Source organism: Thermosyntropha lipolytica DSM 11003, from assembly GCF_900129805.1.
Taxonomy (GTDB): domain Bacteria; phylum Bacillota; class Syntrophomonadia; order Syntrophomonadales; family Syntrophomonadaceae; genus Thermosyntropha; species Thermosyntropha lipolytica.
Genome location: NZ_FQWY01000014.1, coordinates 1 through 23,781, shown reverse-complemented (window position 1 = coordinate 23,781; position 23,781 = coordinate 1). Strand labels below are relative to the sequence as shown.

The 23,781-nt window shown below is 42.0% G+C and carries 19 protein-coding genes, 2 tRNA genes and 1 pseudogene; 17 read left to right on the top strand and 5 right to left on the bottom strand.

The genetic code is table 11. The annotated features are described in order from the left end of the window. The first annotated feature begins 32 nt into the window (after nt 1–32). Genes BUB92_RS05305 through pyk form a run of 3 tightly spaced genes read left to right on the top strand, consistent with a single transcriptional unit; the run spans nt 33 to nt 5,501 of the window. Nucleotides 33–3,428: a DNA polymerase III subunit alpha gene (locus BUB92_RS05305; RefSeq protein WP_073091093.1), complete on the top strand. Its 3,396-nt coding sequence runs from the start codon at nt 33–35 to the stop codon at nt 3,426–3,428. A gap of 21 nt (nt 3,429–3,449) precedes the next feature. After that, nucleotides 3,450–3,695, top strand: a complete 246-nt coding sequence (mtrB, locus tag BUB92_RS05300; protein ID WP_073091091.1) for a trp RNA-binding attenuation protein MtrB — start codon at nt 3,450–3,452, stop codon at nt 3,693–3,695. 60 nt (nt 3,696–3,755) lie between these two features. Next, complete coding sequence (gene pyk / locus BUB92_RS05295; protein WP_073091087.1) at nt 3,756–5,501, top strand: pyruvate kinase; 1,746 nt, start codon at nt 3,756–3,758, stop codon at nt 5,499–5,501. A 149-nt stretch (nt 5,502–5,650) separates the two neighbouring features. On the opposite strand, the gene BUB92_RS05290 is transcribed toward pyk, so the two are convergent. The 4 genes from BUB92_RS05290 to BUB92_RS05275 form a co-directional block, all read right to left on the bottom strand. After that, the gene (locus tag BUB92_RS05290; protein WP_073091085.1) at nt 5,651–6,448 is read right to left on the bottom strand and encodes an enoyl-CoA hydratase/isomerase family protein; all 798 of its coding nucleotides are present in this window, start codon (nt 6,446–6,448) and stop codon (nt 5,651–5,653) included. Between the two features lie 34 nt (nt 6,449–6,482). Further along, nucleotides 6,483–7,337 carry a 3-hydroxyacyl-CoA dehydrogenase family protein gene (locus BUB92_RS05285; RefSeq protein WP_073091170.1) on the bottom strand — a complete coding sequence of 285 codons (855 nt, stop codon included), beginning with the start codon at nt 7,335–7,337 and terminating at the stop codon, nt 6,483–6,485. 355 nt (nt 7,338–7,692) lie between these two features. Continuing rightward, complete coding sequence (locus tag BUB92_RS05280; RefSeq protein ID WP_073091082.1) at nt 7,693–8,190, bottom strand: peptidoglycan-binding protein; 498 nt, start codon at nt 8,188–8,190, stop codon at nt 7,693–7,695. Between the two features lie 123 nt (nt 8,191–8,313). Beyond that, nucleotides 8,314–8,397 (bottom strand) — tRNA-Leu (locus BUB92_RS05275). A 227-nt stretch (nt 8,398–8,624) separates the two neighbouring features. On the opposite strand from BUB92_RS05275, the gene BUB92_RS05270 reads away from it, so the two are divergent. From BUB92_RS05270 to BUB92_RS05225, 10 genes are all read left to right on the top strand, one after another. Beyond that, entirely contained in the window at nt 8,625–9,206 is a 582-nt protein-coding gene (locus BUB92_RS05270; protein ID WP_073091080.1) for an RNA polymerase sigma factor, read from the top strand. 35 nt (nt 9,207–9,241) lie between these two features. Then, nucleotides 9,242–10,264, top strand: a complete 1,023-nt coding sequence (locus BUB92_RS05265; protein WP_073091078.1) for a zf-HC2 domain-containing protein — start codon at nt 9,242–9,244, stop codon at nt 10,262–10,264. A gap of 113 nt (nt 10,265–10,377) precedes the next feature. Further along, entirely contained in the window at nt 10,378–12,999 is a 2,622-nt protein-coding gene (gene polA, locus BUB92_RS05260) for a DNA polymerase I (protein WP_073091075.1), read from the top strand. Nucleotides 13,000–13,013: 14 nt separating this feature from the next. After that, nucleotides 13,014–13,820 (top strand): bifunctional DNA-formamidopyrimidine glycosylase/DNA-(apurinic or apyrimidinic site) lyase, encoded by an 807-nt coding sequence (gene mutM, locus BUB92_RS05255; RefSeq protein WP_073091073.1) that lies wholly within the window; start codon nt 13,014–13,016, stop codon nt 13,818–13,820. Between the two features lie 78 nt (nt 13,821–13,898). Beyond that, complete coding sequence (gene ytaF, locus BUB92_RS05250; protein WP_073091071.1) at nt 13,899–14,531, top strand: sporulation membrane protein YtaF; 633 nt, start codon at nt 13,899–13,901, stop codon at nt 14,529–14,531. A 16-nt stretch (nt 14,532–14,547) separates the two neighbouring features. After that, nucleotides 14,548–15,150 (top strand): dephospho-CoA kinase, encoded by a 603-nt coding sequence (gene coaE / locus BUB92_RS05245; RefSeq protein ID WP_073091068.1) that lies wholly within the window; start codon nt 14,548–14,550, stop codon nt 15,148–15,150. A gap of 46 nt (nt 15,151–15,196) precedes the next feature. Continuing rightward, the gene (locus BUB92_RS05240) at nt 15,197–15,763 is read left to right on the top strand and encodes a lytic transglycosylase domain-containing protein (protein ID WP_073091066.1); all 567 of its coding nucleotides are present in this window, start codon (nt 15,197–15,199) and stop codon (nt 15,761–15,763) included. Nucleotides 15,764–15,868: 105 nt separating this feature from the next. Beyond that, entirely contained in the window at nt 15,869–17,485 is a 1,617-nt protein-coding gene (locus tag BUB92_RS05235) for an ABC transporter substrate-binding protein (RefSeq protein WP_073091064.1), read from the top strand. 105 nt (nt 17,486–17,590) lie between these two features. After that, nucleotides 17,591–17,677, top strand: a tRNA-Leu gene (locus BUB92_RS05230). A gap of 125 nt (nt 17,678–17,802) precedes the next feature. Beyond that, nucleotides 17,803–18,189, top strand: coding sequence for a bacteriohemerythrin (locus BUB92_RS05225; protein WP_073091061.1), 387 nt, complete (start codon nt 17,803–17,805; stop codon nt 18,187–18,189). 52 nt (nt 18,190–18,241) lie between these two features. On the opposite strand, the gene BUB92_RS05220 is transcribed toward BUB92_RS05225, so the two are convergent. Then, nucleotides 18,242–19,054, bottom strand: coding sequence for an MBL fold metallo-hydrolase (locus BUB92_RS05220; RefSeq protein ID WP_073091059.1), 813 nt, complete (start codon nt 19,052–19,054; stop codon nt 18,242–18,244). A 185-nt stretch (nt 19,055–19,239) separates the two neighbouring features. Here BUB92_RS05220 and BUB92_RS05215 point away from each other — a divergent pair, with 185 nt between their 5' ends. The 4 genes and pseudogenes from BUB92_RS05215 to BUB92_RS05200 form a co-directional block, all read left to right on the top strand. Further along, nucleotides 19,240–20,022: an enoyl-CoA hydratase/isomerase family protein gene (locus tag BUB92_RS05215; protein WP_073091057.1), complete on the top strand. Its 783-nt coding sequence runs from the start codon at nt 19,240–19,242 to the stop codon at nt 20,020–20,022. Nucleotides 20,023–20,303: 281 nt separating this feature from the next. After that, nucleotides 20,304–21,629 carry an NCS2 family permease gene (locus BUB92_RS05210; RefSeq protein WP_073091054.1) on the top strand — a complete coding sequence of 442 codons (1,326 nt, stop codon included), beginning with the start codon at nt 20,304–20,306 and terminating at the stop codon, nt 21,627–21,629. Nucleotides 21,630–21,724: 95 nt separating this feature from the next. Continuing rightward, entirely contained in the window at nt 21,725–23,428 is a 1,704-nt protein-coding gene (gene ade / locus BUB92_RS05205) for an adenine deaminase (protein WP_073091167.1), read from the top strand. A gap of 120 nt (nt 23,429–23,548) precedes the next feature. Further along, a pseudogene (locus tag BUB92_RS05200) lies at nt 23,549–23,781 on the top strand (recombinase family protein); the annotation flags it as partial.

The following is a 23,781-nucleotide window of genomic DNA, read 5'->3' as shown; positions in this document are numbered from 1 at the left end:
ATATATTAAGGTGGAATAGGACAGGAGAGGCTATGAGGAGAGGTTTTGTACATTTACATAATCATACGGAATACAGCCTTTTGGATGGGGCCTGCCGCATTAAAGAGCTGGTAAAAAGGGCCTGTGAACTTGAAATGCCGGCTTTGGCCATTACCGACCATGGAGTTCTTTACGGGGTAATTGATTTTTATCGGGAGGCTAAAAAACAAGGAATTAAGCCGGTTATCGGCTGTGAAGTTTATGTTGCTACGCGCAGCCGTTTTGACCGGGAAGTTAAGCTAGATGATGATCAGTACCATTTAGTTCTGCTCTGTGCGGATGATAAAGGCTATAAAAACCTTATTGAGCTGGTAAGCAAGGCTTATCTGGAAGGTTTTTATTATAAGCCCCGGGTGGACAGGGAGCTTTTGGCAAAGCATCACGAAGGGCTTATTGCCCTTTCGGGGTGTGTGGCGGGAGAAATTCCTCAGCTTATACTGAAAGGCCAATATGATAAGGCCCTTCAGACCTCTCTTTTTATGGATGAACTTTTTGGACGGGGCAATTTTTATCTTGAACTGCAGGATCATGGTTTAAAGGAAGAAAAATATATATGCAGCGAACTTAAAAGGATAAGCCAGGCTACCGGTATACCCCTGGTAGCTACCAATGATGTACATTATATTGACAGGAAAGATGCTCCGGTACATGATGTTCTTCTCTGTATTCAGACAGCTTCTACCATTGATGATGAAAAAAGACTCCGCTTTCCCAATAGTGAGTTTTATTTAAAATCAGAGCAGGAAATGCGGGATTTGTTTGCTGATTATCCCGAAGCTCTGGAAAATACCTGGCTGATAGCCGAAAGATGCCATCTGGATTTCCATTTTGGACAGTTTCACCTGCCTTATTTTACGATTCCTGCTGGCTATACTGAAGAATCTTACCTGACTGAGCTGGTGGAGAAAAAGTTTAAGGAGAAATTCCCGCATCCCTCCCGGGAATTGGAAAACAGGCTTAGTTATGAGCTTAAAATAATAAATGAGATGGGATTTGCCCCGTATTTCTTGATCGTGCAGGATCTGGTCAACTGGGCTCGGGCTAACCGCATTCCGGTAGGGCCAGGAAGAGGTTCGGCAGCGGGTAGCCTGGTTTCTTATGTTTTGGGGATTACTACCATAGATCCTATTAAATATGATCTGCTTTTTGAACGGTTTTTAAATCCAGAACGGATAAGCATGCCTGATATTGATATCGATTTTTGTTTTGAAAAAAGGGATAAGGTTATTGAGTATATTATCAATAAATATGGTGCCGATAAGGTGGCGCAGATTATAACTTTTGGAACTATGGCCGCCCGGGCGGCCATACGTGATGTGGGAAGGGCCTTGAATGTTCCTTATAGTGAAGTAGACAGGATAGCCAAGATGGTTCCTGCTGAGCTGGGAGTAACTATAGATCGGGCGCTTAAAGTATCGCCTGAACTTATGCAGGCTTATGCGAGTGATTACACGACCAGGCGCATAGTAGATATTGCCCGGGCTTTGGAAGGAATGCCCCGCCATGCTTCTATACATGCCGCCGGGGTGGTAATAGGCAGGGAAAAACTCACCTCTATCCTTCCTTTGCAGAAAACACCGGAAGGACATGTGGTTACGCAATTTGCCAAAGAAACGGTTGAAGATATCGGCCTTCTTAAAATGGATATTTTGGGGCTTAGAACCCTCACCGTTATAGAACGGGCGGTTAATATCATCGAAAAAGTACACGGGGTAAAAATCCAGATGGAAAATATACCTCTTGATGATCCTGAGGTTTATAAGCTTTTATCCCGGGGAGATACTATAGGTGTATTCCAGCTAGAAAGTGACGGTTTAAGAAGGATACTTACTGAACTTAAGCCGGGTTGTTTTGAAGATATAATTGCCGTTATCGCTCTTTATCGCCCTGGACCTTTAGGCAGCGGCATGGTAGAAGATTTTATAAACCGCAAACATGGAAGGCAGAAGATAGAATATCCCCACCCGGCTCTAGAGGGCATCCTCCAGGAAACTTATGGGGTTATGCTTTATCAGGAACAGGTGATGAGGGTAGCCGAGGAGCTGGCAGGTTTTACCCTGGGAGAGGCTGATGTGCTGCGCCGGGCTATGGGTAAGAAAAAACCGGAAGAGCTTAAAGCCCAGAGGGATAAGTTTATAAACGGTGCTCGCCAAAATGGAGTAGATGCTGAGGTCGCCGGGCATATTTTTGACCTTATGGAGAGTTTTGCCGGCTATGGTTTTAATAAGAGCCATTCTGCTGCATATGCCATGATTTCTTATCAAACAGCTTACCTTAAGGCCCATTACCCGACTGAATATATGTGTGCCTTTTTATCCAGTGTGATCGATAACCAGGATAAAGTAGTTTTTTATATTAAGGAATGCCGCCGGCTGGGGATAAAAATTTTGCCGCCGGATATAAACGAAAGTTTTGAAAATTTTACCGTAGTAAAAGAAGGAATAAGGTTTGGGCTGGGAGCTATAAAAAATGTAGGCCTGGCTGCGGTCAAAAATATCGTGGAAGTGCGCCGGGAAAAGCCTTTTGCTTCCTTTTTTGATTTTTGCCGGCGGGTAGACTGGGGGGTTATAAACAAGAGGATGTTGGAAAATCTTATTGCCGCCGGGTGTTTTGATTCCTTAGGTATAACCCGCAAACAGGCTTTTATGGTGATGGAAGAATACATGGAACTGGCAGTTAAAATAAGGGAGAGCGAGTATAGTGATCAGCTTTCTCTTTTTGGAGAAACCGAAGAGGTATTTAAGGAGCCTTCCTTGCCGGAAGTAGGTGAATTAAGTGGGGATGAGCTTTTGCGCCGGGAAAAGGAAGCTTTAGGTTTTTATGTTTCCCGCAACCCTCTGGAGGAATATAGAAATGTTTTACCTCTACTGGCCACGCATAGCCTGGATGAGCTTAAAATGAAAGAGGAAGAAGTACATGTGCAGGTAGCCGGTATGGTAGCCGAGGTGCGGCGTCTCACCAGCCGCAAGGGGGAAAATTATGCCCGCTTTAATGTTGAGGACTTGACCGGGCGTATGGAAGCCTTTTTGTTTCCTTCTGCTTACCGGAGTAACATAAATAACCTGCGTACTGATTATCCTCTGGTTATAGAAGGCTATTACAATAATCAGGATGAGGAACCCAAGCTGATAGTTAACCGGATAAAAAGGCTGTCTTCTGATATCAATGAACTGCATATAAGGCTGCCGGAGGGAGTGCAGGATGAAAATGGTTTAAAGGACATGCTTATAGGCTTATTAAGGAAGAATAAGGGTAAGGCCAGGGTTATTCTGTATCGGAGGCAGGGAAAACCGGTAATATTAAAAGATGATTATAATGTAAAGCCTAGTTTGGAATTAAAGCAGGAACTGGAGAAGATGTGTGGAAAGGGAAATGTATGGTTTGCTTAAAAAAGCCAAGGAGGGAGTCTTATGAATCATAACTACCTGGGAGAGGAATATGTAGTGGTAAAGGCTTTAGAAAACGGGGTTACCATTATAGGACTGACCAGAGGCAAAGATACCAAGTTTCATCATACAGAAAAACTGGATAAAGGGGAAGTTATGCTCCTTCAGTTTACCGAACATACTTCGGCTATGAAGATACGCGGTCATGCCCAGATTTATACTAAACATGGAGTTATAACCAGTGAAAGTGCAGGGGGCGGAAGCAAATAAAAAGAGGGCAAGAGCAGTAGGCCTGGGGGAAAGGGAAGATTTTAAGGAAGAGGTGAATATATGCGCAAGACTAAGATAATTTGTACTATTGGACCAGCCAGTGAAAAGGTGGAAATACTGGAAGAGATGTTGCAAAAAGGCATGAATGTGGCCCGGCTTAATTTTTCTCATGGCACGCACGAAGAACATAAAAGAAGGATTGATAATCTTCGTTTGGTGGCGCGGGATAAAAGAGAACCCCTGGCTATAATGCTGGATACCAAGGGCCCGGAAATAAGAACCGGGAAACTGGAAAAAGGAAAAGTAAAGCTTTTAAGCGGGCAGAGGTTTGTTCTTACTACCCGGGATATTATAGGCAATGAAAAGGAGGTACATGTAAATTACCCGCATTTGCCGGAAGAAATAGAAATAGGGACTTCGATTCTTTTGGCTGATGGCCTTATAAGCCTTCTGGTAGAAGAGATTAAGGGGACCGACATAGTTTGCCGGGTAATAAACGGGGGCGAGTTAGGAGAAAAAAAGGGGGTAAATATTCCCGGTGTTCCTCTTAACCTGCCTTTTCTAAGTGAAAAGGATAAGGAAGATATAATTTTCGGCATTGAAAATGAGGTAGATTATATTGCGGCTTCTTTTGTCCGCACAGCAGATGATGTTCTGGAGATAAGGCGCATTTTAGAAAGCAGGGGGGCTGATATCGATATAATTGCTAAAATAGAAAGCCAGGAAGCCGTAAATAACCTGGATGACATAATAAAAGTTGCTGACGGCATTATGGTGGCCAGGGGCGATTTAGGGGTAGAGATACCGGCAGAAGAAGTGCCTCTGGTGCAGCGCAAGATAGTGGAAAAGTGCAATCAGGCGGGCAAAATGGTAATCATAGCTACCCAGATGCTGGAATCCATGATCAATAACCCGCGTCCTACCCGGGCGGAAGTTTCTGATGTAGCCAATGCTATATTCGGGGGAGCAGATGCAGTAATGCTTTCCGGAGAGACAGCTGCCGGCAAGTATCCGGTCATAGTAGTGGAAACTATGGCCCGTATTGCTAAAAGGGCAGAAGAAGATCTGGCTTATGATGAAATCCTGCGCCGCAAGGCTTTGCACCGTACTAATTCGGTGACTGATGCTATAAGTTATGCTACCTGTGCGACGGCTGCCAACCTGGATGCCGGAGCCATAATAACTGCTACCCGTACTGGCTATACAGCCAAGATGGTAGCCAAGTACCGGCCGCAGGCCAAGATTATTGCTGCTACCCCGGATAGGCGGGTATTTAATAAATTAGCCCTGGTATGGGGAGTATATCCGGTAGTTATTGATGAAACCGAGGGGACAGATGCGCTTTTTGAAGAATCGATAAAAAAAGCCTTAGAAAATGGTTATATCAAACATGGAGATCTGGTAGTGCTTACTGCCGGTACTAGAGCAAGCGTTTCGGGAGGGACTAATCTTTTGAAGGTGCATGTGGTGGGTAATATCTTGCTGGAAGGTATGGGGATAGGCGATGCCGTAAGCGGCAGGGTAAAAATAGTAGTTCATCCGGATGATTTAGCCAAAGTAGAAGCAGGCGATATAGTTGTAACTACTGGGGCAGATGAAATGCTCGCTCCCTGTCTGGAAAAAATAGCTGGCCTTATTGCTGAAGAAGGAGGACTTACTTCTAATGCAGCTATTATGGGACTTACTTATCATATCCCGGTTATTGTAGGAGCAGCGAATGCTACCAGTATATTGAAAGATGGTATGATAATAACCATGGATACTCCACGCGGCAAAGTATACCAGGGATTAGCCCAGGTAAAATAGAGCCTGTCAGCAAAAAAAAGGCTGCCTTCAAGGCAGCCTTTTCTATTTTTTCCGTCAGGTTTACGGCTTAAACTTTATAGAGTGCAGACCTTTTTAAAAGAGTGGTTTTCAGTTTAAACCGCTAAACCGTTTTTCAGGCCTTAATAATATTATTTACCTTTGAACTCGGCTTTTCTCTTTTCCAGGAAGGCGTACATGCCTTCTTTCTGGTCTTCAGAAGCGAAGAGCATGGACCAGCCGAGCTGTTCTAAGCGGCTTCCCGTTTTAATATCGGTATTCATGGACATATTGATAGCGTTCTTGGCTTCTCTTAAAGCCAGAGGAGATTTCTTGCACAGTTTCTTGGCAAATTTAATAGCTTCATTCATAACTTCAGCAGCCGGAACTACCATATTCACTAGGCCGATTTTTTCAGCGATCTGGGCATTGAAGAATTCGCCGGTGAATATATACTGCTTGGCTATGCAGATGGAAGCAGAACGCGGAAATCTCTGGGTCCCTCCTGCACCCGGGAATATACCCAGGTTGATTTCCGGAAGGCCAAGAGTAGCATTATCGGCAACTATCCTGATATCAGCTGCTAAAACCATTTCCAGCCCGCCGCCTAAAGCCAGGCCGTTTACAGCGGCGATTACCGGTTTATGGTTGTCTTCGATAGCAAAGATAGTGCGATGTACTTTATCCAGGAAGTCTCGAGCCTGGAAAGCATTGTAGTCTTTGACTGCTGCCAGGTCGGCACCAGCGGCAAAAGCGTTTTCATTACCGGTTATAATTATAACCTTTACTTCCGGATCGTCATTAGCTCCGCTTAAAACCTCATAAGCTTCATCTAGTACGGTGGGATTTACAGCATTGAAAGCTTTGGGACGATTGAGCTGCATGATCAAAATGCCGGGTTCTTCCATTCTAACTAATATAGTTTCATATTGTTTTTCACGATAGGACATGAATTAACCTCCTTCTAATTCCCCCGCTTAAAAATTACTTCTGCTGGCTGTAATCATAGAAGCCGCGGCCTGTTTTTCTTCCCAGCCATCCAGCACGTACATACTGTTTGATAATGGGAGCAGGACGATATTTGGGATCGCCAGTTTCTCTGAAGAGTACGTTGGCAACTTCGAGAGCTATGTCAAGACCAACCATGTCAGCCAAGGTGAACGGACCCATCGGCCATCCAGCACCAAGCCGCATAGCTTTGTCGATATCTTCGATAGTTGCTAACCCTTCCATGAGTATGAAAGCAGCTTCGTTCATTCCGGGGATGAGGATGCGGTTTACAACAAAGCCCGGACCTTCTTTTACTTTTATAGGCTTCTTGCCGATTTCTTTGGAGAGAGCTATTACAGCTTCAACAGTTTCTTCGGAAGTTTGGAGAGCAGGGATAACTTCTATTAACTGCATAACCATAGCAGGATTGAAGAAGTGCATACCTACAACCTTATCAGGTCTTGCATAAGCAGCAGCAATTTCCGTTATGGGCAGAGAAGAAGTGTTGGTGGCAACAATTACTTCCGGCTTTACGATGTCCGAGAGTTTCTTATAGAGGTCTTTCTTTATTTCGAGATTTTCAACTACTGTTTCAATAACGAAATCTACTTCAGCGATGTCCTGTAAATTAGTAGTTCCGGTAATGTTACCTAATACAAAATCTTTAGCGCCGGCAGGAACCTGTCCTTTTTCTTCAGCTTTGGCCAATCCTTTGCCTATTTTAGCGATACAACCATCTACGATTTCCTGTTTGATATCATAAACAATGACCTTTTTACCTGCGCCAGCAACTGCCCAGGTAATACCCATTCCCATTGTTCCAGCACCTAAAACAGCAATTTTTTCAATAGCCATCATATTACCCCCTCATAATTTTTAAAAAATTTTGCTTCCCTGTTATTAAATAAAATCCTGCCTTCTTTTTTATCACCCCCCATAAATGGCTAAAATAATTAGCGGGCATTTATGCTTAAACACAAAACCGATTTCTAAAAAGTACAAAATAGAGCCTGTCCCAATATATTATTATATTTGCTGGTTACTAAATTATTACTGGCAACTAAGAAAGGAAAAATTAAAGGGGTAATTGCATTCCTCTCCACATAAATAATAATAGCACATTTAAGAAAAAAGTTTTATACCATTTTTGTCGTTTTTATAAAAAATAAAAATAAAAAATATTTAAAAAATAATTTGGAGATGATTAACGACGGTGGGCAGCCCGGATTTGAGCCAAAGCGCGCTCGATCTGGACCTGATTGATTATCAACTCCAGGGTGAAGGTATCTAATTGTCCGGTAGGGGGTAAATTACGCTGCTGCTGAAACTCCTGCAAAAAAGAGGTGTATTCTTCTTCATTTTGCATACCCAGCTCTTTGAGCAGGGAGATGACTTCTTTTTTTTGTTCTTCGGTTAAATTTACCGGTTTATTCCTATCGGCAATATAAATATAGCTGATTTGCGGATTATTTGCGTTATCCTTATGGAAATAAGAAGAAGAAATTTCTTCTTTTTTTTCTTCTTGCTTGAGAGAAGAAGTTTTGTCTTCTTCTTCCGCGGGAGATGTTGTCTTTTCTGTTTGAGGCTGGGCAGTGCTGTATTTGGCCAGAGCCTGGGCATTAGCGGCCAGGCTTAATGTGGAACCAGCAGTTATGGCAGCTGCCAGGATCAGGGAAAAAAATACGATATATTCTTTGCGCATGGACTAACTCCTCCCCCGATTAAAAAGCAGATGTACAATTAGATTTTAGAATATTGGAAATAATTTAGCAATATCGCCTGTTACAAAAATAAAAAGCAGTATCTCTACTGCTTTTTAGCTCTATGGTGCCAGAGGTGGGACTCGAACCCACACGCCAAAGGCACACGATTTTGAGTCGCGCTCGTCTGCCAATTCCGACACTCTGGCTTATTGTTTAATTCAAACGCAATATTATTATAAAGACTGGGGGGTTTATTGTCAAGACGGATGAAAAAGGCATAAAATATAAAAGGTATGTTTTTCATCAGAGCAATACCATTTATTCCATAATGCGGAAAAAGGATTTTGCCCTATTTTGCCGAAAATTTTGAGTAAGGAAATCCATCATACTAAAGAGAGGCGAGAAAATAACTGCCAAAAGGGGAATTCGCATCATGTATACAGATGAGCAGCTGGTAAAGAAGAGTCTTAAGGGAGATGTGGCAGCTTTTGAAGAACTAGTTTTACGCTATCAGAATAAGGTATACGCCCTGGCTTATCGATATATGGGAAATGAAGAAGATGCTTATGATATAACCCAGGAAATTTTTTTAAAAGCTTTTCGTTCTTTAAGGACTTTTAAGGGAAATTCCAGCTTTGGTACCTGGCTTTACCGGGTAGCTACCAATGTGTGTTTAGATGAATTGAGGAGGCGCAAACGCAGGGTTATTCCTCTATCGCTGGATGAGCCTCTAGCTACGGAAGATGGCGATGAGCTGGAAAAAGATATAATTGATCCTTCACCAGGAGCGGACATAATATATGAAAGACGGGAATTTTCCGAATACATATGGACCTTTCTCAATCAGATGAAACCTGAACATAAAACTATTATCGTTTTAAGGGATATGATGGATTTAAGCTATGAGGAAATAGCACAAATACTAAACTGTTCCGTAGGAACGGTAAAATCCAGGCTGAACCGGGCCAGAAATATTTTGCGCAAAAAAATTGAGGAGAAGGAACTTTTGTTTTAATCCTCTCGTCTAAAAAAGCGAGGAGGAAAGATATCATGAGGTGCAATCAGATAAAGGACCTGTTGTCCCCTTATATGGATGGAATGACTAATGAAAAAGAGAATAGATTAGTTAAAGAGCATCTGGCTGAATGTCCATCTTGTCGTGAGGAACTGGAAAGAATGCAGTTTATAGCTCTTTGCCTTAATAAAATGGAGGTTCCTCCTTGTCCAGAAGGATTGGTTCTTGATGTGCGCAAACGTATTGTGGAAGAAAAGAATAAAGTATTTTCCCTGCGCGAGGCAGCCAAACCCAAAAGACAGGGATGGATGGCAGCCGGGATTGCTGGTATTGCTCTTCTTATCGGTATATATATCAACAGTATTTTACCAGTAGAAAACATAGCTTTTCTATGGCGGGATAAAGATAGTGAAGCAGGCAAAAATGTGGCCATAGTTGGAAAAGGGCCTCTAGACCGCATAATGGGGATAACAGGCATAGGAAAAGAAGAAAAAAGGGTAGCTCAGGCGCCCTTTACGGAAGATGAAGATAATGATGGCGGAAATGTTGCTGTAACCGATAAAGAGACGGTGAAACCTGCTGTCCCAGGTAAAAAATCTGCTGGCGGTATATATGTAGCCGAACAGCTGGCTGCCCAGATTAAAGTAGGTGATATTGACAAATCGACCCAGGAAGTCATAAAACTGGCGCAGGCTAGCGGGGCAGAATATAAAATAGTTGATAGTATGCAGCCGCTTTCGGGAGAAGCTACTAAAACCATCGAGTTAGCGGTAGAAAAAGATAAAGCTGACAGCATAATACAGCAATTAAGCTTACTGGGAGAAGTAAGCGATACTTCCCGTAATCAGGTATCCTTAACCGAACAGTATAATAAAGTGCAGGAAGAAATTAATATATTAAACGAAAAAATAGCCCAGGCAGAAAAGGAAGGGAATGCTGAAGCTAAAGCTGATTTAGAGAAGAAGCTGCAGGAATTAAACGGGGTAAAAAATGATATCGAAGGGAAGATGGCTAAAATTACCTTGAAGGTATATCTGGTGGAAAATGTTAAGCCGTAAAAATAGAAGAGCTTAAACAGGACAGGGTGTCCTGTTTTTTTATTATTTTTTAACCTAACCAGGTTAAGAATGGTTATAATAAATCAAGAGTAACCTTGCGGAGAGTGGGTTTTATGAGTGGAGAAAAACTTATGCTGGTAGATGGGAACAGCCTGCTTTTTAAGGCTTTTTATGCTCTGCCCCTTCTGCACAATCGGGAAGGGGTTTTTACCAATGCGGTTTATGGTTTTTTAACTATGCTTAACCGGGTTCTGGAACAGGAAAACCCTACCCATGTAGTAGTAGCTTTTGATAAAGATAAAAAAACTTTTCGCCAGGAGATGTATGGCGATTACAAGGCTAACCGGGTTGCAGCTCCCGATGAGCTTTTAGGACAGTTTGCGCTTATACGCCAGGTTTTGGATGCCCTTAACATAACATATCTGGAGCAGGAAGGGTATGAAGCCGATGATATTATAGGCACTTTGAGTTATAAGGCAGAACAAAGAGGTATAGATACAGTTATTGTAACTGGTGATGGCGATGCTCTGCAGCTGGTATCGGATAAAGTAAAGGTATTGATGAGCCGCAAAGGGATAACTGATATAGCCGTGTATGATGAAGAAGAAGTAAAAAATAAATGGGGAGTAGAGCCTTATCGTTTGGTGGAGGTAAAAGCTTTAATGGGGGATAGCTCTGATAATATTCCCGGGGTGGACGGGATAGGACCTAAAACTGCTGTTAAACTGATTAAAGAATACGGGGATTTAGAAAACCTGTATGCGCACATTGATGAGATAAAAGGGGGCAAGCTGGCCGAAAAGCTAAAGGAACAAAAGGATATAGCATTTTTAAGCCGGGAACTGGCGACTATCAAAAGAAATGTGGATATTGCCTGGGATGAGGAAAAATTTAAAAGGCGGGAACCAGATTGGCAGGTTTTAAAAGACCTGTACCAGAAACTAGAATTTAACAGTTTTTTACAGGCTCTGGAAAAGAAAGGATCAGGGCTGATGCCGGAAACCTCCACCCTTCCTTCTTTGGAGGTCAGGGAAGTAAAGGGTGAAAAAGAGGCTTTAGAGCTGGTACAAAGGGCGAAACGCGAAGGAGAAATAGCTTTAGCTTTCAAGGCCGATTATCATCATCCTATGTGGGCCAGGATAGAAGATATTTTCTGTGCGCTAGGAAAAGATGTATATCGTTTGCATTTAGATGAGGAAGAGAAAATCTTGTGGCTAAGGCCTCTTTTGGAAGATGAAAATATAAAGAAAGTTGTGCATAATGCCAAGTTTATGCAGGTTATCCTGAGCCGCTATGGTGTAAGTTTGCGAGGTTTAAAAGGGGATATCCTTTTGCTCTCTTATGTTCATGACCCGGCTCTGGATGCTGAGGATATCTGTCAGCTTTTTACCCGGTTCTTGGGAATTAGAGTGGAAAAAAGCGATATCCCTTTACAGGTCGGTATGTTTAATGATCTTTACCAGGTAATTTATCAAGAAACCCCTGCCGAGCTTATTGAACTTTTGGATAGGGTAGAGATGCCGCTCTCCTTTATACTTGCCGATATGGAGATGGCAGGAATAAAGGTGGATAAAAGGGTTTTAGAAGAGCTGACCGCAGAGTTTGCCAACCGCATAAAAAAATATGAGGAGAAAATTTATACCCTGGCAGGTGGCGAGTTTAATATTAATTCTCCCAAACAATTGGGAAAAGTATTGTTTGAAGATTTGGGTTTAAAGGTGGTAAAAAAGACTAAGACGGGATATGCTACCGGAGTTGAGGTTTTAGAAGAACTATATGATCAGCATGAAATAATACCTTATATATTAGGCTATAGGCAACTGGCTAAACTGAAGTCAACTTATACTGATGCCCTGGCAAATCTTATTCATCCGGTAACGGGCAGGGTACATACTATTTTTAAGCAGGCGCAGACGGTAACCGGCAGGTTGTCCAGTGTGGAGCCCAATTTACAAAATATTCCGGTAAAAATGGAAGAAGGACGCAGAATAAGGAAAGCTTTTGTAGCCTGCGATGAAGATCATGTACTCTTGTCGGCTGATTATTCGCAGATAGATTTGCGATCTCTGGCACATATAAGCGGTGATGAGGTGCTTATCGATACTTTTGTTAAAGGGATAGATATACACAGGCGTACCGCAAGTGAAATATTTAAGGTTCCCCTGGAGAAGGTGGACGAGGAATTGCGAAGGCGGGCCAAAGCAGTTAATTTTGGTATTATTTATGGTATAAGTGATTTTGGATTGGCCAGGGATACCGGAGTAAGCCGGAAGGAAGCTAGAGAATATATTGAAAAATACCTTAACAGTTATCCTGGGGTCAAGAGGTATATGGAAGAAATAGTTGAGATGGGTAAAAAATATGGTTATGTAGAGACGATATTAAAAAGAAGGCGGTATTTGCCGGAACTTAATTCCCCCAATAAAACTTTGCAGGCTTTAGCCAGGCGTATGGCACTTAACACGCCTATACAGGGCACTTCGGCCGATATAATTAAGCTGGCGATGCTCAGGATTGATGAAGAGCTAAAAAAACGAGGCTTAAAAGCCAAAATGCTTTTGCAGGTACACGATGACCTGATTTTCGAAGTGCCCAGGGACGAGCTGGAAGAAACGGCAGCTCTTATAAAGCAGGGCATGGAGAATGCTATAAGGCTTAAAGTGCCCCTGGAAGTAGCGATTAAAGTTGGACCTAACTGGTATGATATGCAGCCTTTAGAATTAGGGAAGTCTTAGTAGGAGGTATAGCTTTGCCTGAATTGCCGGAAGTAGAAACTATAAGAAGATCGCTGGCTTTTTTATGCGGAGCCCGCATCAGACATGTCGATATGCGGCGGGAAGATGTTGTACGGAGCAAAGATTATGATTTTAAAGAGCTTTATGGGCAAAAAATAGAGGATATCGGGCGCAGGGGCAAGTTTCTGATTTTAAAACTGGAAAAAGATTTGCATATTATCTTGCATTTGGGCATGAGTGGACGTTTTTTTGTCGTTGAGGAAGAAATTTTAATAGACCAGCCCCATATCCACTGCATAATTTATTTGGACAATGCTTACAAGCTTGTTTATCAGGATCCCCGGCGTTTTGGCGGGATCTGGCTGGTTAAAGACCGGGAAAGTTTTTTTAGCTGTATGGGGAAAGAACCCCTGCATGATGATTTCAACTGTGCCTATCTGAGTGAAATAGCCAAAAGGCATAAGACGGCGATTAAAAGCCTTTTGCTCCAGCAGAAGGTGGTAGCCGGTATAGGCAACATATATGCCGATGAAGCGCTTTTTGCTTCCGGGATAAGGCCGGATAGAAAAGCGTGCAGCCTAACCCATGATGAAGTAGAAGCTTTATGTAAAGCAATAAAGGAAGTTTTATTGAGGAGCATAGAAGCAAAAGGTACTACTTTTCGCGATTACAGGGATGGATATGGGAGAAAGGGCAATTTCCAAAACTTTCTTGCCGTGTACGGACGGGAAGGTGAGGCCTGTCCACGCTGCGGTGCTAAGATTAGCCGGGAAAAGATAGGGGGAAGAAGCAGCTATTTTTGCCCGGAATGCCAGAAGTAGGGGTTTCACACTTTACCGCTCTTATCCATATATATATAGTGCTTACAAAATTACTAACTGGATAGGAGTGGAATTTATATGGAGCTTTTATCTATTTTGCTGTTTTCCCTGGCGGTGAGCGCAGATGGCTTTATGGTAGGAACGGCATATGGAATAAGAAAGATAAAGATCCCCCTGCTTTCTCTCCTGGTTATATCCTTAGCTTCTGCAGGTGCTGTAACCCTTTCCATGTTGTGTGGCAAAGGATTAAGCCTTTTTTTATCTCCACAAGGGGCGAAGATGGCAGGAGGGTTTATGCTGGTATTAGTAGGCCTTTATTTTTTGTTTTGTGCCTGCCGGGAAAGGATATCAGCATGGCCACAAGAAGATGAGCCTCTGTTGACTTTTAGCATAAAATCACTGGGAATAATTATCCTGATATTGAAGGAACCTGTGAAGGCTGATTTTGATTGTTCAGGCGAGATAAGCAGCCGGGAAGCTTTCTTTTTAGGTATGGCTTTGGCTATGGATGCTTTCGGGGCCGGGATAGGTCTGGCCATGGCTGGTTTTGATATTTTGTTTACTGCTGCCCTGGTTGGTATGATAAAATTTATCTTAGTAAAGGTTGGGCTTGGGGCAGGAAATTTGGTTCAGAGCCATAAATATAAACATTTATCGGCATTAGTTTCAGGTTTGATTTTTATAACTATTGGCATGCTGGAATTCTTTTAAGAGATGGTGATAATAGGTGAAAATAATAGGATTAACTGGCGGGATTGCCAGTGGGAAAAGTACGGTAGCTAAAAAACTTGCGCAATTGGGGGCTTATGTTATTGATGCAGATAAGGTTGCCCATATGATAATAGAACCTTATAAACCGGCCTGGTATGATATTGTTGAAGAATTTGGGGAAGAGGTGTTAAATGCTGATAAGACTGTAAATCGTGAAAGATTAGGGAAGATAGTATTCAATAATCCTGACCTTTTACAAAAATTAAACAACATAACCCATCCGCGGATTATGGAGTTTTTTAAGGAGGAGATACAAAGGCTTAAGGCTGAGAAGAGCGATTCAGTTATAGTTCTGGAAGTGCCTTTATTGTATGAAACCCATATGGACCGCATATGTGATGAAGTCTGGGTAGTATGGGTAGACTATGAAACGCAAATAGAGAGGCTGTGCAGGCGAGATAAGATAAGTGTTGAGGATGCGGTTAAGAGGATTAGTGCTCAAATGCCGTTGGATGAGAAAGCCAGGAGAGCCAAGGTGGTAATAGATAATCGTCACAGCTTGGAAGAGACCATGGCTAAAACTGTTAAATATTTTAATGAAATAGTGGGAGATCCTTAAAATAAATTATTAAGTATAAGTATATATTGAGCCTGGAGGTTTAGATTTGAGAAGAAAAAAGTCTTCGCCGTTAGAAGTTATAATATGGATTTCTATTTTGGTATTTTTAGCACTTGTTTTAACTTTTCCCAAATGGATTACCTTTTTTTACCCTAAACCGCATAGTGAAATAGTATTTGCTGAAGCGGGCAAGAACAATATAGATCCATATCTGGTTTTTGCCATCATGCGCACTGAAAGTAAATATCAGACAGCAGCTGAATCTTCAGCCGGAGCCAGGGGACTAATGCAGATTATGCCGGATACTGCGTTTTGGATAGCCAAACAGAAAGGTATTAATAATTTTGATATAACTTCTTTGTATGATCCCGAGGTTAATATAGCTTTTGGCTGCTGGTATCTGGCTGATCTTTCCCGGGAATATAAAGGCAATTTGCCTCTGGTTATAGCAGCATATAATGCAGGACGGGGAAATGTGAGGGAATGGTTGAATGAAGGAAGATGGAATGGTAATCTTAAGGAGCTTGATAAAATACCTTTTCCCGAAACCAGGACTTATGTGCGCAATGTGCTGAAAGCTTATGAAGCTTATAAAGCTATATATGAAGAATAGAAAAGAGCTAACCGGATATCCGGTTATTTTTTTGGACCTTGAAGGAATAAATTTGCTTATGTGGGAATATATTGTTGATAGCCTGAATGCGATGGGGGGATATTTTTGTATATAAAATTTAGACAGGCAGCAGTAATTACATCTTTTTTGGGCTTGTTTATTTTAATAATAGGTATCGTATGGGCGCAAAACAGAATAATTTCCGTATCCAACCTGGAAGAACGGCCGTTTAATGTCGGAGTGGTTGGAAATATTTATAATATTTCTCCTCCTCTGTTTTCCAGCCCGGAGGAAAAGATGATAGCTTCTGCTATGTATGAAGGCCTGGTATGTTATGATGAGGAAAGCCAAAGCATAAGGCCTAACTTGGCAGTTAACTGGAAATATGCTAATGATGGAAAAAGCCTGCTTTTATACTTAAAGCCTGATGTGAGGTTCCATAATGGTAAGATATTTACTGCCTATGATGTAAAAAAATCCTTCGAAAATAGTTTTATTAACACTAAAGAAGTATCAGATATGAGTATGTTTTTATCGATTGCCGGCAGTGAAGAGAGGCTTAAAGGGAAGAGCACGGAAATTTCGGGTATAGAAGTTATAAATAAGTATACAGTAAGAGTAAGGTTTAAAGAGCCTAATTCTGCTTTTATTTTTATGCTGACTAATCCTGTTTTTTATATATACGATCTGGATGATAAAGTAAAAGTTGCTCCAGGAACCGGGCCCTTTATGTTTAAAGAGGATAAAGATGGGAGCATAATCCTGGTAAAGAATGAGAAGTACCACCGCCAGGAGCCACGAATTTCTGTTCTGAACATAAGATGGTTTAAAGATCCTTATTCAGCTTTAAATGAATATAAAGCTGGTAAACTAGATTATCTCGATAAGGTTCCTTTGCCGGAGATAAAAAACTTAAAAGCCGGGGATGAATATAAAGGCCTTTGGGTAGAGAAGAAGCTTTTTGCTACCTACTGTATAGGATTTAATTTGCACAGGGAGCCTTTTATGGATAATTATCAGCTTAGAAGAGCGGTAAATTATGCGATTGACCGCAAGGCTATTATCGAAAATGTACTGGCAGGATCTTGTATTCCGCTTAAAGGAGTGGTGCCGGAAGGTTTGGGAAGCTACCGGAGTGAGATGTGGGGATATACCTATGATCCGGATAAGGCGAAGAAACTTTTAGCAGAGGCAGGGTATCCTGAAGGGAAAGGGCTGCCTCCTCTGATACTCAGTTATAACCTAGATGAAGGACACAGGATGGTAGCAGAGTCCATAGCCCAACAGTTAGGGAATATAGGGATTCAGGTTAGGATGAGGCCATTAGAATGGGGAGAGTTTAAGAAAGGCTTGCAGGAAAGGGATTTTGTTTTCTTCCGCCTGGGCTGGTATGCTGATTATCCTGATGCGGATAATTTTTTGTATAGCATGTTCCATAGTAAGATGATAGGGCTTACCAATTATACAGGATATTATAATCCCCAGGTAGATAAGCTGCTTAACGCAGCCAGAGCGGAAGTAAAAAGCAATGGAGAAAGGATTAAACTTTTGAAAAGGGCGGAAGAGATAATCACTGATGATGCAGCCTGTCTATTTCTGTTCCAGAATAGAAAGTTTGCTCTTAAAGGGAAAGAAGTAAATAACCTGAAATTAGACTCTATGGGAATGCTCAACTGGCATGAAATAGAATTGTTAAAACCGATAGGGGGGGAAAAAACTTAATGGGAACGAACCCTGGTTTATCTGCAGAGTTTAAGTTATTAAGTGTTGACAGCTGCGGATAAATTGATATATAATAACTTTTGCCGGTTAATATAAAAAAGATATGCGGTGATGGTGGAATAGGCAGACACGCTTGTTTGAGGGGCAAGTTCCCAGTAGGGAGTGAGGGTTCAAATCCCTCTCACCGCACCATAATGCCAGGGAGAGCTGCAGTAAAAGCTGCAGCTTTTTTATTTTCATAGATGTAAAAAGGAATTGGGGCATGATAGATGGAACTAATTTATGAATGCTGATTTAAAAAAAGGAGGTTGAAAGCAGTGATAAACTGGAAAGAAGATTATACTATCGGGGTAGAACATATTGATGAACAGCACCGCAGGCTTTTTGAAATTGCAGGCCGGGCTTATCAGGTGATGCGTGATGATGTGAGTATTGATAAGTATGACCAGATTGTGGCCATTCTGCAGGAACTTAAAGAGTACACTGTCTATCATTTCCAATCGGAAGAAGAGTATATGCAGAGTATAGGCTATAAAAAGTTTTTGTCCCATAAGGTAGAGCATAATGATTTTATAGAAAAAATAAACAGCATCGATTTAGAAAAGGTTGATGAGGAGCAGGATAAGTTTATACTGGAGCTTTTGGATTTTATAGTTAACTGGATTGATAAACATATATTGGGCATGGATAAGATGATAAAGTAAGGTTTTTAAAAGCATATATCCGCAAAGGGTATATGCTTTTACTTTTTTTAAATTAGCTTTTGGACGAAGCTTTTTTTTCTTTCCAGATCTCAGGTGAGTATATGGAGAGCAGGTGTACTCTTTTTTCAAAGCTGCTGGGAGGTTTCAAGAGAAGTTTTTGCATATGGGAAAAAAGATGCGGGTTTTTTTCCATTTCTATAAATTTACCATGGGCAGGCAAAAGCAAGGAGGCCTGGGTTTGGGCTATTTTTTCTAGGGAAGAAGACATTTTATCCCTAAACAGTACGGGAAGGGGCAAAAGGAATTTGTCTTTTATATTGACTATTACATCTGCTATGTACATTATATCTTCCCTGCGGTTAAACAGGACTATGTCATGCAGAGTATGGCCTGGCACATAAAGAACCTGCCAGTCCGGGAAAAAAGGCAGATAATCTCCGTCCTGCAAGGGATATTCTGGATTTATTCTGGGATCAAAGAAGGTTCTTTCCAAACGGCGCTTTTGTCCCCGGGCAACTGATTGAGCCATGATGCAGTCCAGTTTATGCTGCAGTCTTCCGCCTATGCCGCTGTACCAGTTGTCTATAGTGTGATAGGCGGCAATCGGTATGCCGTATTTTCGCCTTAAAGTATTAGCTCCTCCGGAATGGTCAGGATGCATGTGGGAGACGATGGCCAGTCTGATAGCATGGGGAGAACAGCCTAAATGTTCATGGCAGTATTTTTCAATACGTTTTACATCATTTATTGATCCGGAGTCAAGCAGTAGAAGACCGTGGGGATACTCTACTAGAAATATATTGCATATATATCCTCTTATAACATGAAGGTTAAAGTCGGTAAACTTAAAATAGCTTTTTTCCATTTGGCCAAGCCCCCTGCAGTTTAATTTAACAGGTTGTGATGATAAATTCGCGGTGCAAGCCATAATTCCTTTTATTTTTTTATTTTATTCGCCTGGCTGCTTGCAATTTACTCTCTTATTTAATTATTATGCTAAAATATTTTAAGGTGTATTATATTTGTATGTAAATTAAAGGAGGCTAAAAAATGGGCAAGTATGAGTTTTATGATTTAGTTCTGGATGGGCCTATTGCCATCATTACTTTAAATCGTCCCGATCGCTTGAATACGATGGGATATGGGCCGTGGAAGGAAATGGCTGTTATTCAGGATGAGATTGATGCCCATCGGGAGGTAAGGGCAGTTATCATCAAAGCGGAAGGGGAACATTTTTGTGCCGGCATTGATTTAAAAGATTTAGAAAAAGTTGATTCCTACTGGGTGGCAGATAATATAGCCTGGCTGCAAAGGCTTTACAACAGATGGCAGGAGATGAATGCGGTAAGCATTGCAGCTGTACATGGTTTATGTTATGGTTCAGGTTTTGAGCTTATTACCTGCATGGATATAAGGATAGCTTCCGAGGATGCCCGGTTTGCCATACCGGAAGTAAGGTTTGGTTTATCGCCGGATATGGGTGGAAGCCAGAGACTGCCGCGCCTTATAGGTCCAGGACAGGCCAAAAGGCTCATTTTGGCCTGTGAGGAGATAGATGCCAGGGAAGCCAGGGAAATAGGGTTTGTTGAGGTAGTAGTTCCCAGAGAACAGCTTTATGAAAGGGCACTTAAAATGGCCAAAAGGATTGTTAATAATCCGCCCTGGGCAGTGAGGTTTGGCAAGAAAGCGATAAATGCCTCTCTGGACAGCAGCATAGCCGGAGGAATGCTTTTAGAACAAATCCAATCCATCTTCTGCTGTGGAACCGAAGACCAGAAGGAGGCTATAAGGGCATTTTTTGAAAAGCGCAGGCCGGAATTTAAAGAGAGGTAGCTATTTATAAAAGCTATTTCGCATATTTAGCTATGGGCAGTACATACTAAGGAAAGGACCAAGAGAAGGGAATCAAGTATTAAAAATTCCTAATTCTCGATTTTATTAAGGCGGTGAATAATTTTCTAAGGAGGAAAATTATTCTGAGTAATTTTTTCTGTCCCGCAGCCTATAAATGTTAGTTATTGCGGGTTAAGCAGTTGGCATGTTTATTGCAAAATATTTAAGTGGGTTCCGGAACCCGCAGTTTAAAGCACAAATAATTTGCAGGAGGGATTGCTTTGGGAAACGCACATGCCCTGGACAAGTTTTTTAAGATCAGTGAGCGCGGCTCAAGTGTAAAAACCGAGATTCTTGCTGGGATTACTACTTTTGTAACCCTGGGTTATATTATCTTTGTTAACCCGGCAATTCTGGCTGATGCTGGAATACCCAAAGAGGCAGCTATTGCTGCAACTATCGTAGCTACCGTTATTGCAACACTTTTGATGGCTTTTCTAGCCAACTATCCGATTGCCGTTGCACCTGGTATGGGGCTTAACGCCTTCTTTACCTATACGGTTGTTTTAGGTTTTGGCTTGCATTGGACAGTTGCTTTAGGGGCGGTATTCTTCTCCGGGGTTCTGTTCTTTATCCTGACCGTAACCAAGGTACGGGCCTGGATTATTGATGCAGTTCCCCCTTCTTTAAGGGCAGCTATTCCGGTTGGTATAGGTTTGTTCATAGCTTTTATAGGCCTTAAGAGTGCAGGCATAGTTGTATCAAATGAAGCTACTTCTGTAGGCTTGGGTGACCTAGGCTCTCCGGAAGCGCTTTTAGCTATATTTGGTATAATTGTGTCTGTTGTTCTTATGTCCCTCAGGGTAAAAGGTGCCCTTATTATAGGAATTTTAGCTACTACCGTTGCTGGTATGATAGTAGGGGCGGTTCCTGCTCCCAAAGGCATAAGTGATATTATGAGCTTTAAATTGCCTAGTCTTGCACCTACTTTTGGTCAACTTGATCTTAAAGGAGCTTTACAGTTTGGATTATTTAACATTATATTCACCTTTACTATCGTTGAGCTGTTTGACAATATGGGAACCCTGATGGGACTTTTGCGTAAAGCCGGACTTATGGGTGATGAAGGACAGCCTCCGGAATTAGGCAAAGCATTTATAAGCGACTCTATTGGGACTATGACTAGTGCAGTTGTAGGAACTTGTACAGTGACTTCTTATATTGAAAGTGCAGCCGGTATTGCTGAAGGTGGTAAAACTGGACTTACGGCTGTTACGGTTGCTGTGCTCTTTATCCTGGCTCTAATTTTTGCTCCTCTGGTAGGGCTGGTTCCAGGGTTTGCGACAGCTCCTGCTCTGATTATCGTTGGAGCCCTCATGCTCTCTGAAATCGTTCATGTAAACTTTGAAGACTTTACTGACGCGTTTCCGGCATTCTTAATGGTAATAGGAATGCCTCTGACCTACAGCATTGCTACCGGATTGGGTTTGGGCTTCATCGCTTATGCTGCAGTTAAAATCTTAACTGGACGCTATAAAGAACTGCACTGGATGATGTATATAATTGCTATTCTGTTTGTCATCAACTTTGCTATGCGCTTACACTAAACTGTTTGGGCAAAAAAGAGGGGGCTCCCCTCTTTTTTGTTATACCGCCTATAAAAGCAGGTATTTAACAGCAAAAGGGGGAAAATAAGGTGGATATGCGCCGGGTTTTAGAAGTGGCGAGAGGAGAAAAACCTGCTGATCTCTTACTCAAAAATGGGAAAGTAGTATTTTTGCCTACCGGTGAAATAATAGAGAAAGATATTGCTATATGTGAAGGGGTTATTGCGGGGTTAGGAGATTATGAAGCTTATGAAGTGATAGACTTAAACGGTGCTTATGTTACTCCGGGATTTATTGAAAGCCATGTGCATATTGAAAGTTCGCTGGTTACTCCTTTGGAGTTTTTAAAGGCGGTAGCCCTTTACGGCACGACTACCGTAGTAGCTGATCCTCATGAAATAGCTAATGTTATGGGGCTTGAAGGTATAAAGTTTATGCTGGAAGACAGTAAAAATGCTATAATAGACCTATTTCTAGAGGTTCCTTCCTGTGTTCCTGCTACTTCTCTGGAAACTGCCGGGGCGGAATTAGATGAGGGCGCGGTGCAAGCTGCTCTCAAATATCCCCGGATAGTGGGATTAGGGGAGGTCATGGATTTCCCAGGGGTAGTTCTGGGAGATGATGACCTTTTAACTAAGATTGAAAAGACTAAAGCTATGGGCATGGAAGTAGCCGGTCATGCTCCTATGATAGGAGATAAATGGCTTAATGCTTATCTGGCTTCTGGAGTACAATCTGATCATGAAGTGGCGACAGTTGAAGAAGGCTTAGAAAAGCTGCGCTACGGCATGTATGTACTCCTGCGCTATGGTTCGGCAGCTAAAGATATTTTTAACCTTTACTCCCTGGTAAATGAAAAAACCTCCGAGTTTTTACTCCTGTGCGCAGATGATAGACATCCCGAAGATCTCCTTAATGAAGGACATCTTAATATGCATCTGTCTTTTCTGGTGAAAAAAGGAATTGATCCGGTTATCGCCTTAAGGCTGGCCACTATCAATCCGGCTCGCTATTTTGGATTTAAGGATCGAGGGATTATTGCTCCAGGTAAGCTAGCAGACCTCAATGTTTTTGAGGATCTGGAAAAATTTACTCCCAAAATGGTATTTAAGAGAGGAAGGCTTATTGTCAAAGATGGAGAAATTGCTGATGGGTTAAAGCGCAATCTGTATGATAGCTTCCCTAATACCGTACATGTAGATGTAAGCAGCTTAAATCTTGATATTCCGGCCAGGAGCAATAAAGTAAAGGCTATTAAGCTTTTGCCCCATCAGATTATAACCGAATGTGAGATAGTAGAACCCCGGGTAGAAGGAGGGCTTTTACAGGCTGATCCGCAAAGGGATATATTAAAAGTAGCCGTTATAGAAAGGCATGGCAAAAATGGCGGCATGGCAGCCGGCTTTTTAACCGGATATGGCCTCAAAAAAGGTGCTATTGCCCAGACTATATCCCATGATTCCCATAACATAGTGGCGGTTGGGGTTGCAGATGAAGCGATCCTGAAAGTAGTGGAACGGCTCAGAGAAATAAAAGGCGGCATAGTCCTCTGGGATGAGGAGGAGTTTTATGAACTGCCTCTGCCCATAGGAGGCCTTATGAGCACCCTTCCCCTGGAAGAAGTGAAAGACCGGCTGAAGATAATCCTGAAAAGAGCCGAAAACCTGGGAGTAAAGCCGGAGATTGACGCGGTTTTGAGCCTGGGCTTTATTGCTCTACCTGTAATCCCCAATCTGCGTCTTTCTGATCGTGGACTTATTGACAGCAGCAAAATTGAATTTACTTCCTTATGGGTATAGGCAGGTTAAGGCAAAAACCCTGCCTGAATAGGGCAGGGTTTTTGCCTGTATAGCTAAAGGGGGTTCCCAACTGTTAACAAAAATATGTTAAAATATTACTTTTTATGATATAATATCTACATGAAACTAAGCGAATGGGCAAAAAAACAAGGAATTAACTATAAAACCGCCTGGAAGTGGTATAAAGAAGGCAAGCTGCCTGTCCCGGCTTACCAGACCCCAACCGGGACAATACTGGTTAAGGTCGGCGAAGAAAAGGAGGGAGGCAAAACGGCTATATACGCAAGAGTATCAAGTGCCGACCAGAAAGCAGACTTAGACAGGCAGGTAGCCAGGCTTTTAGAATTTGCAAC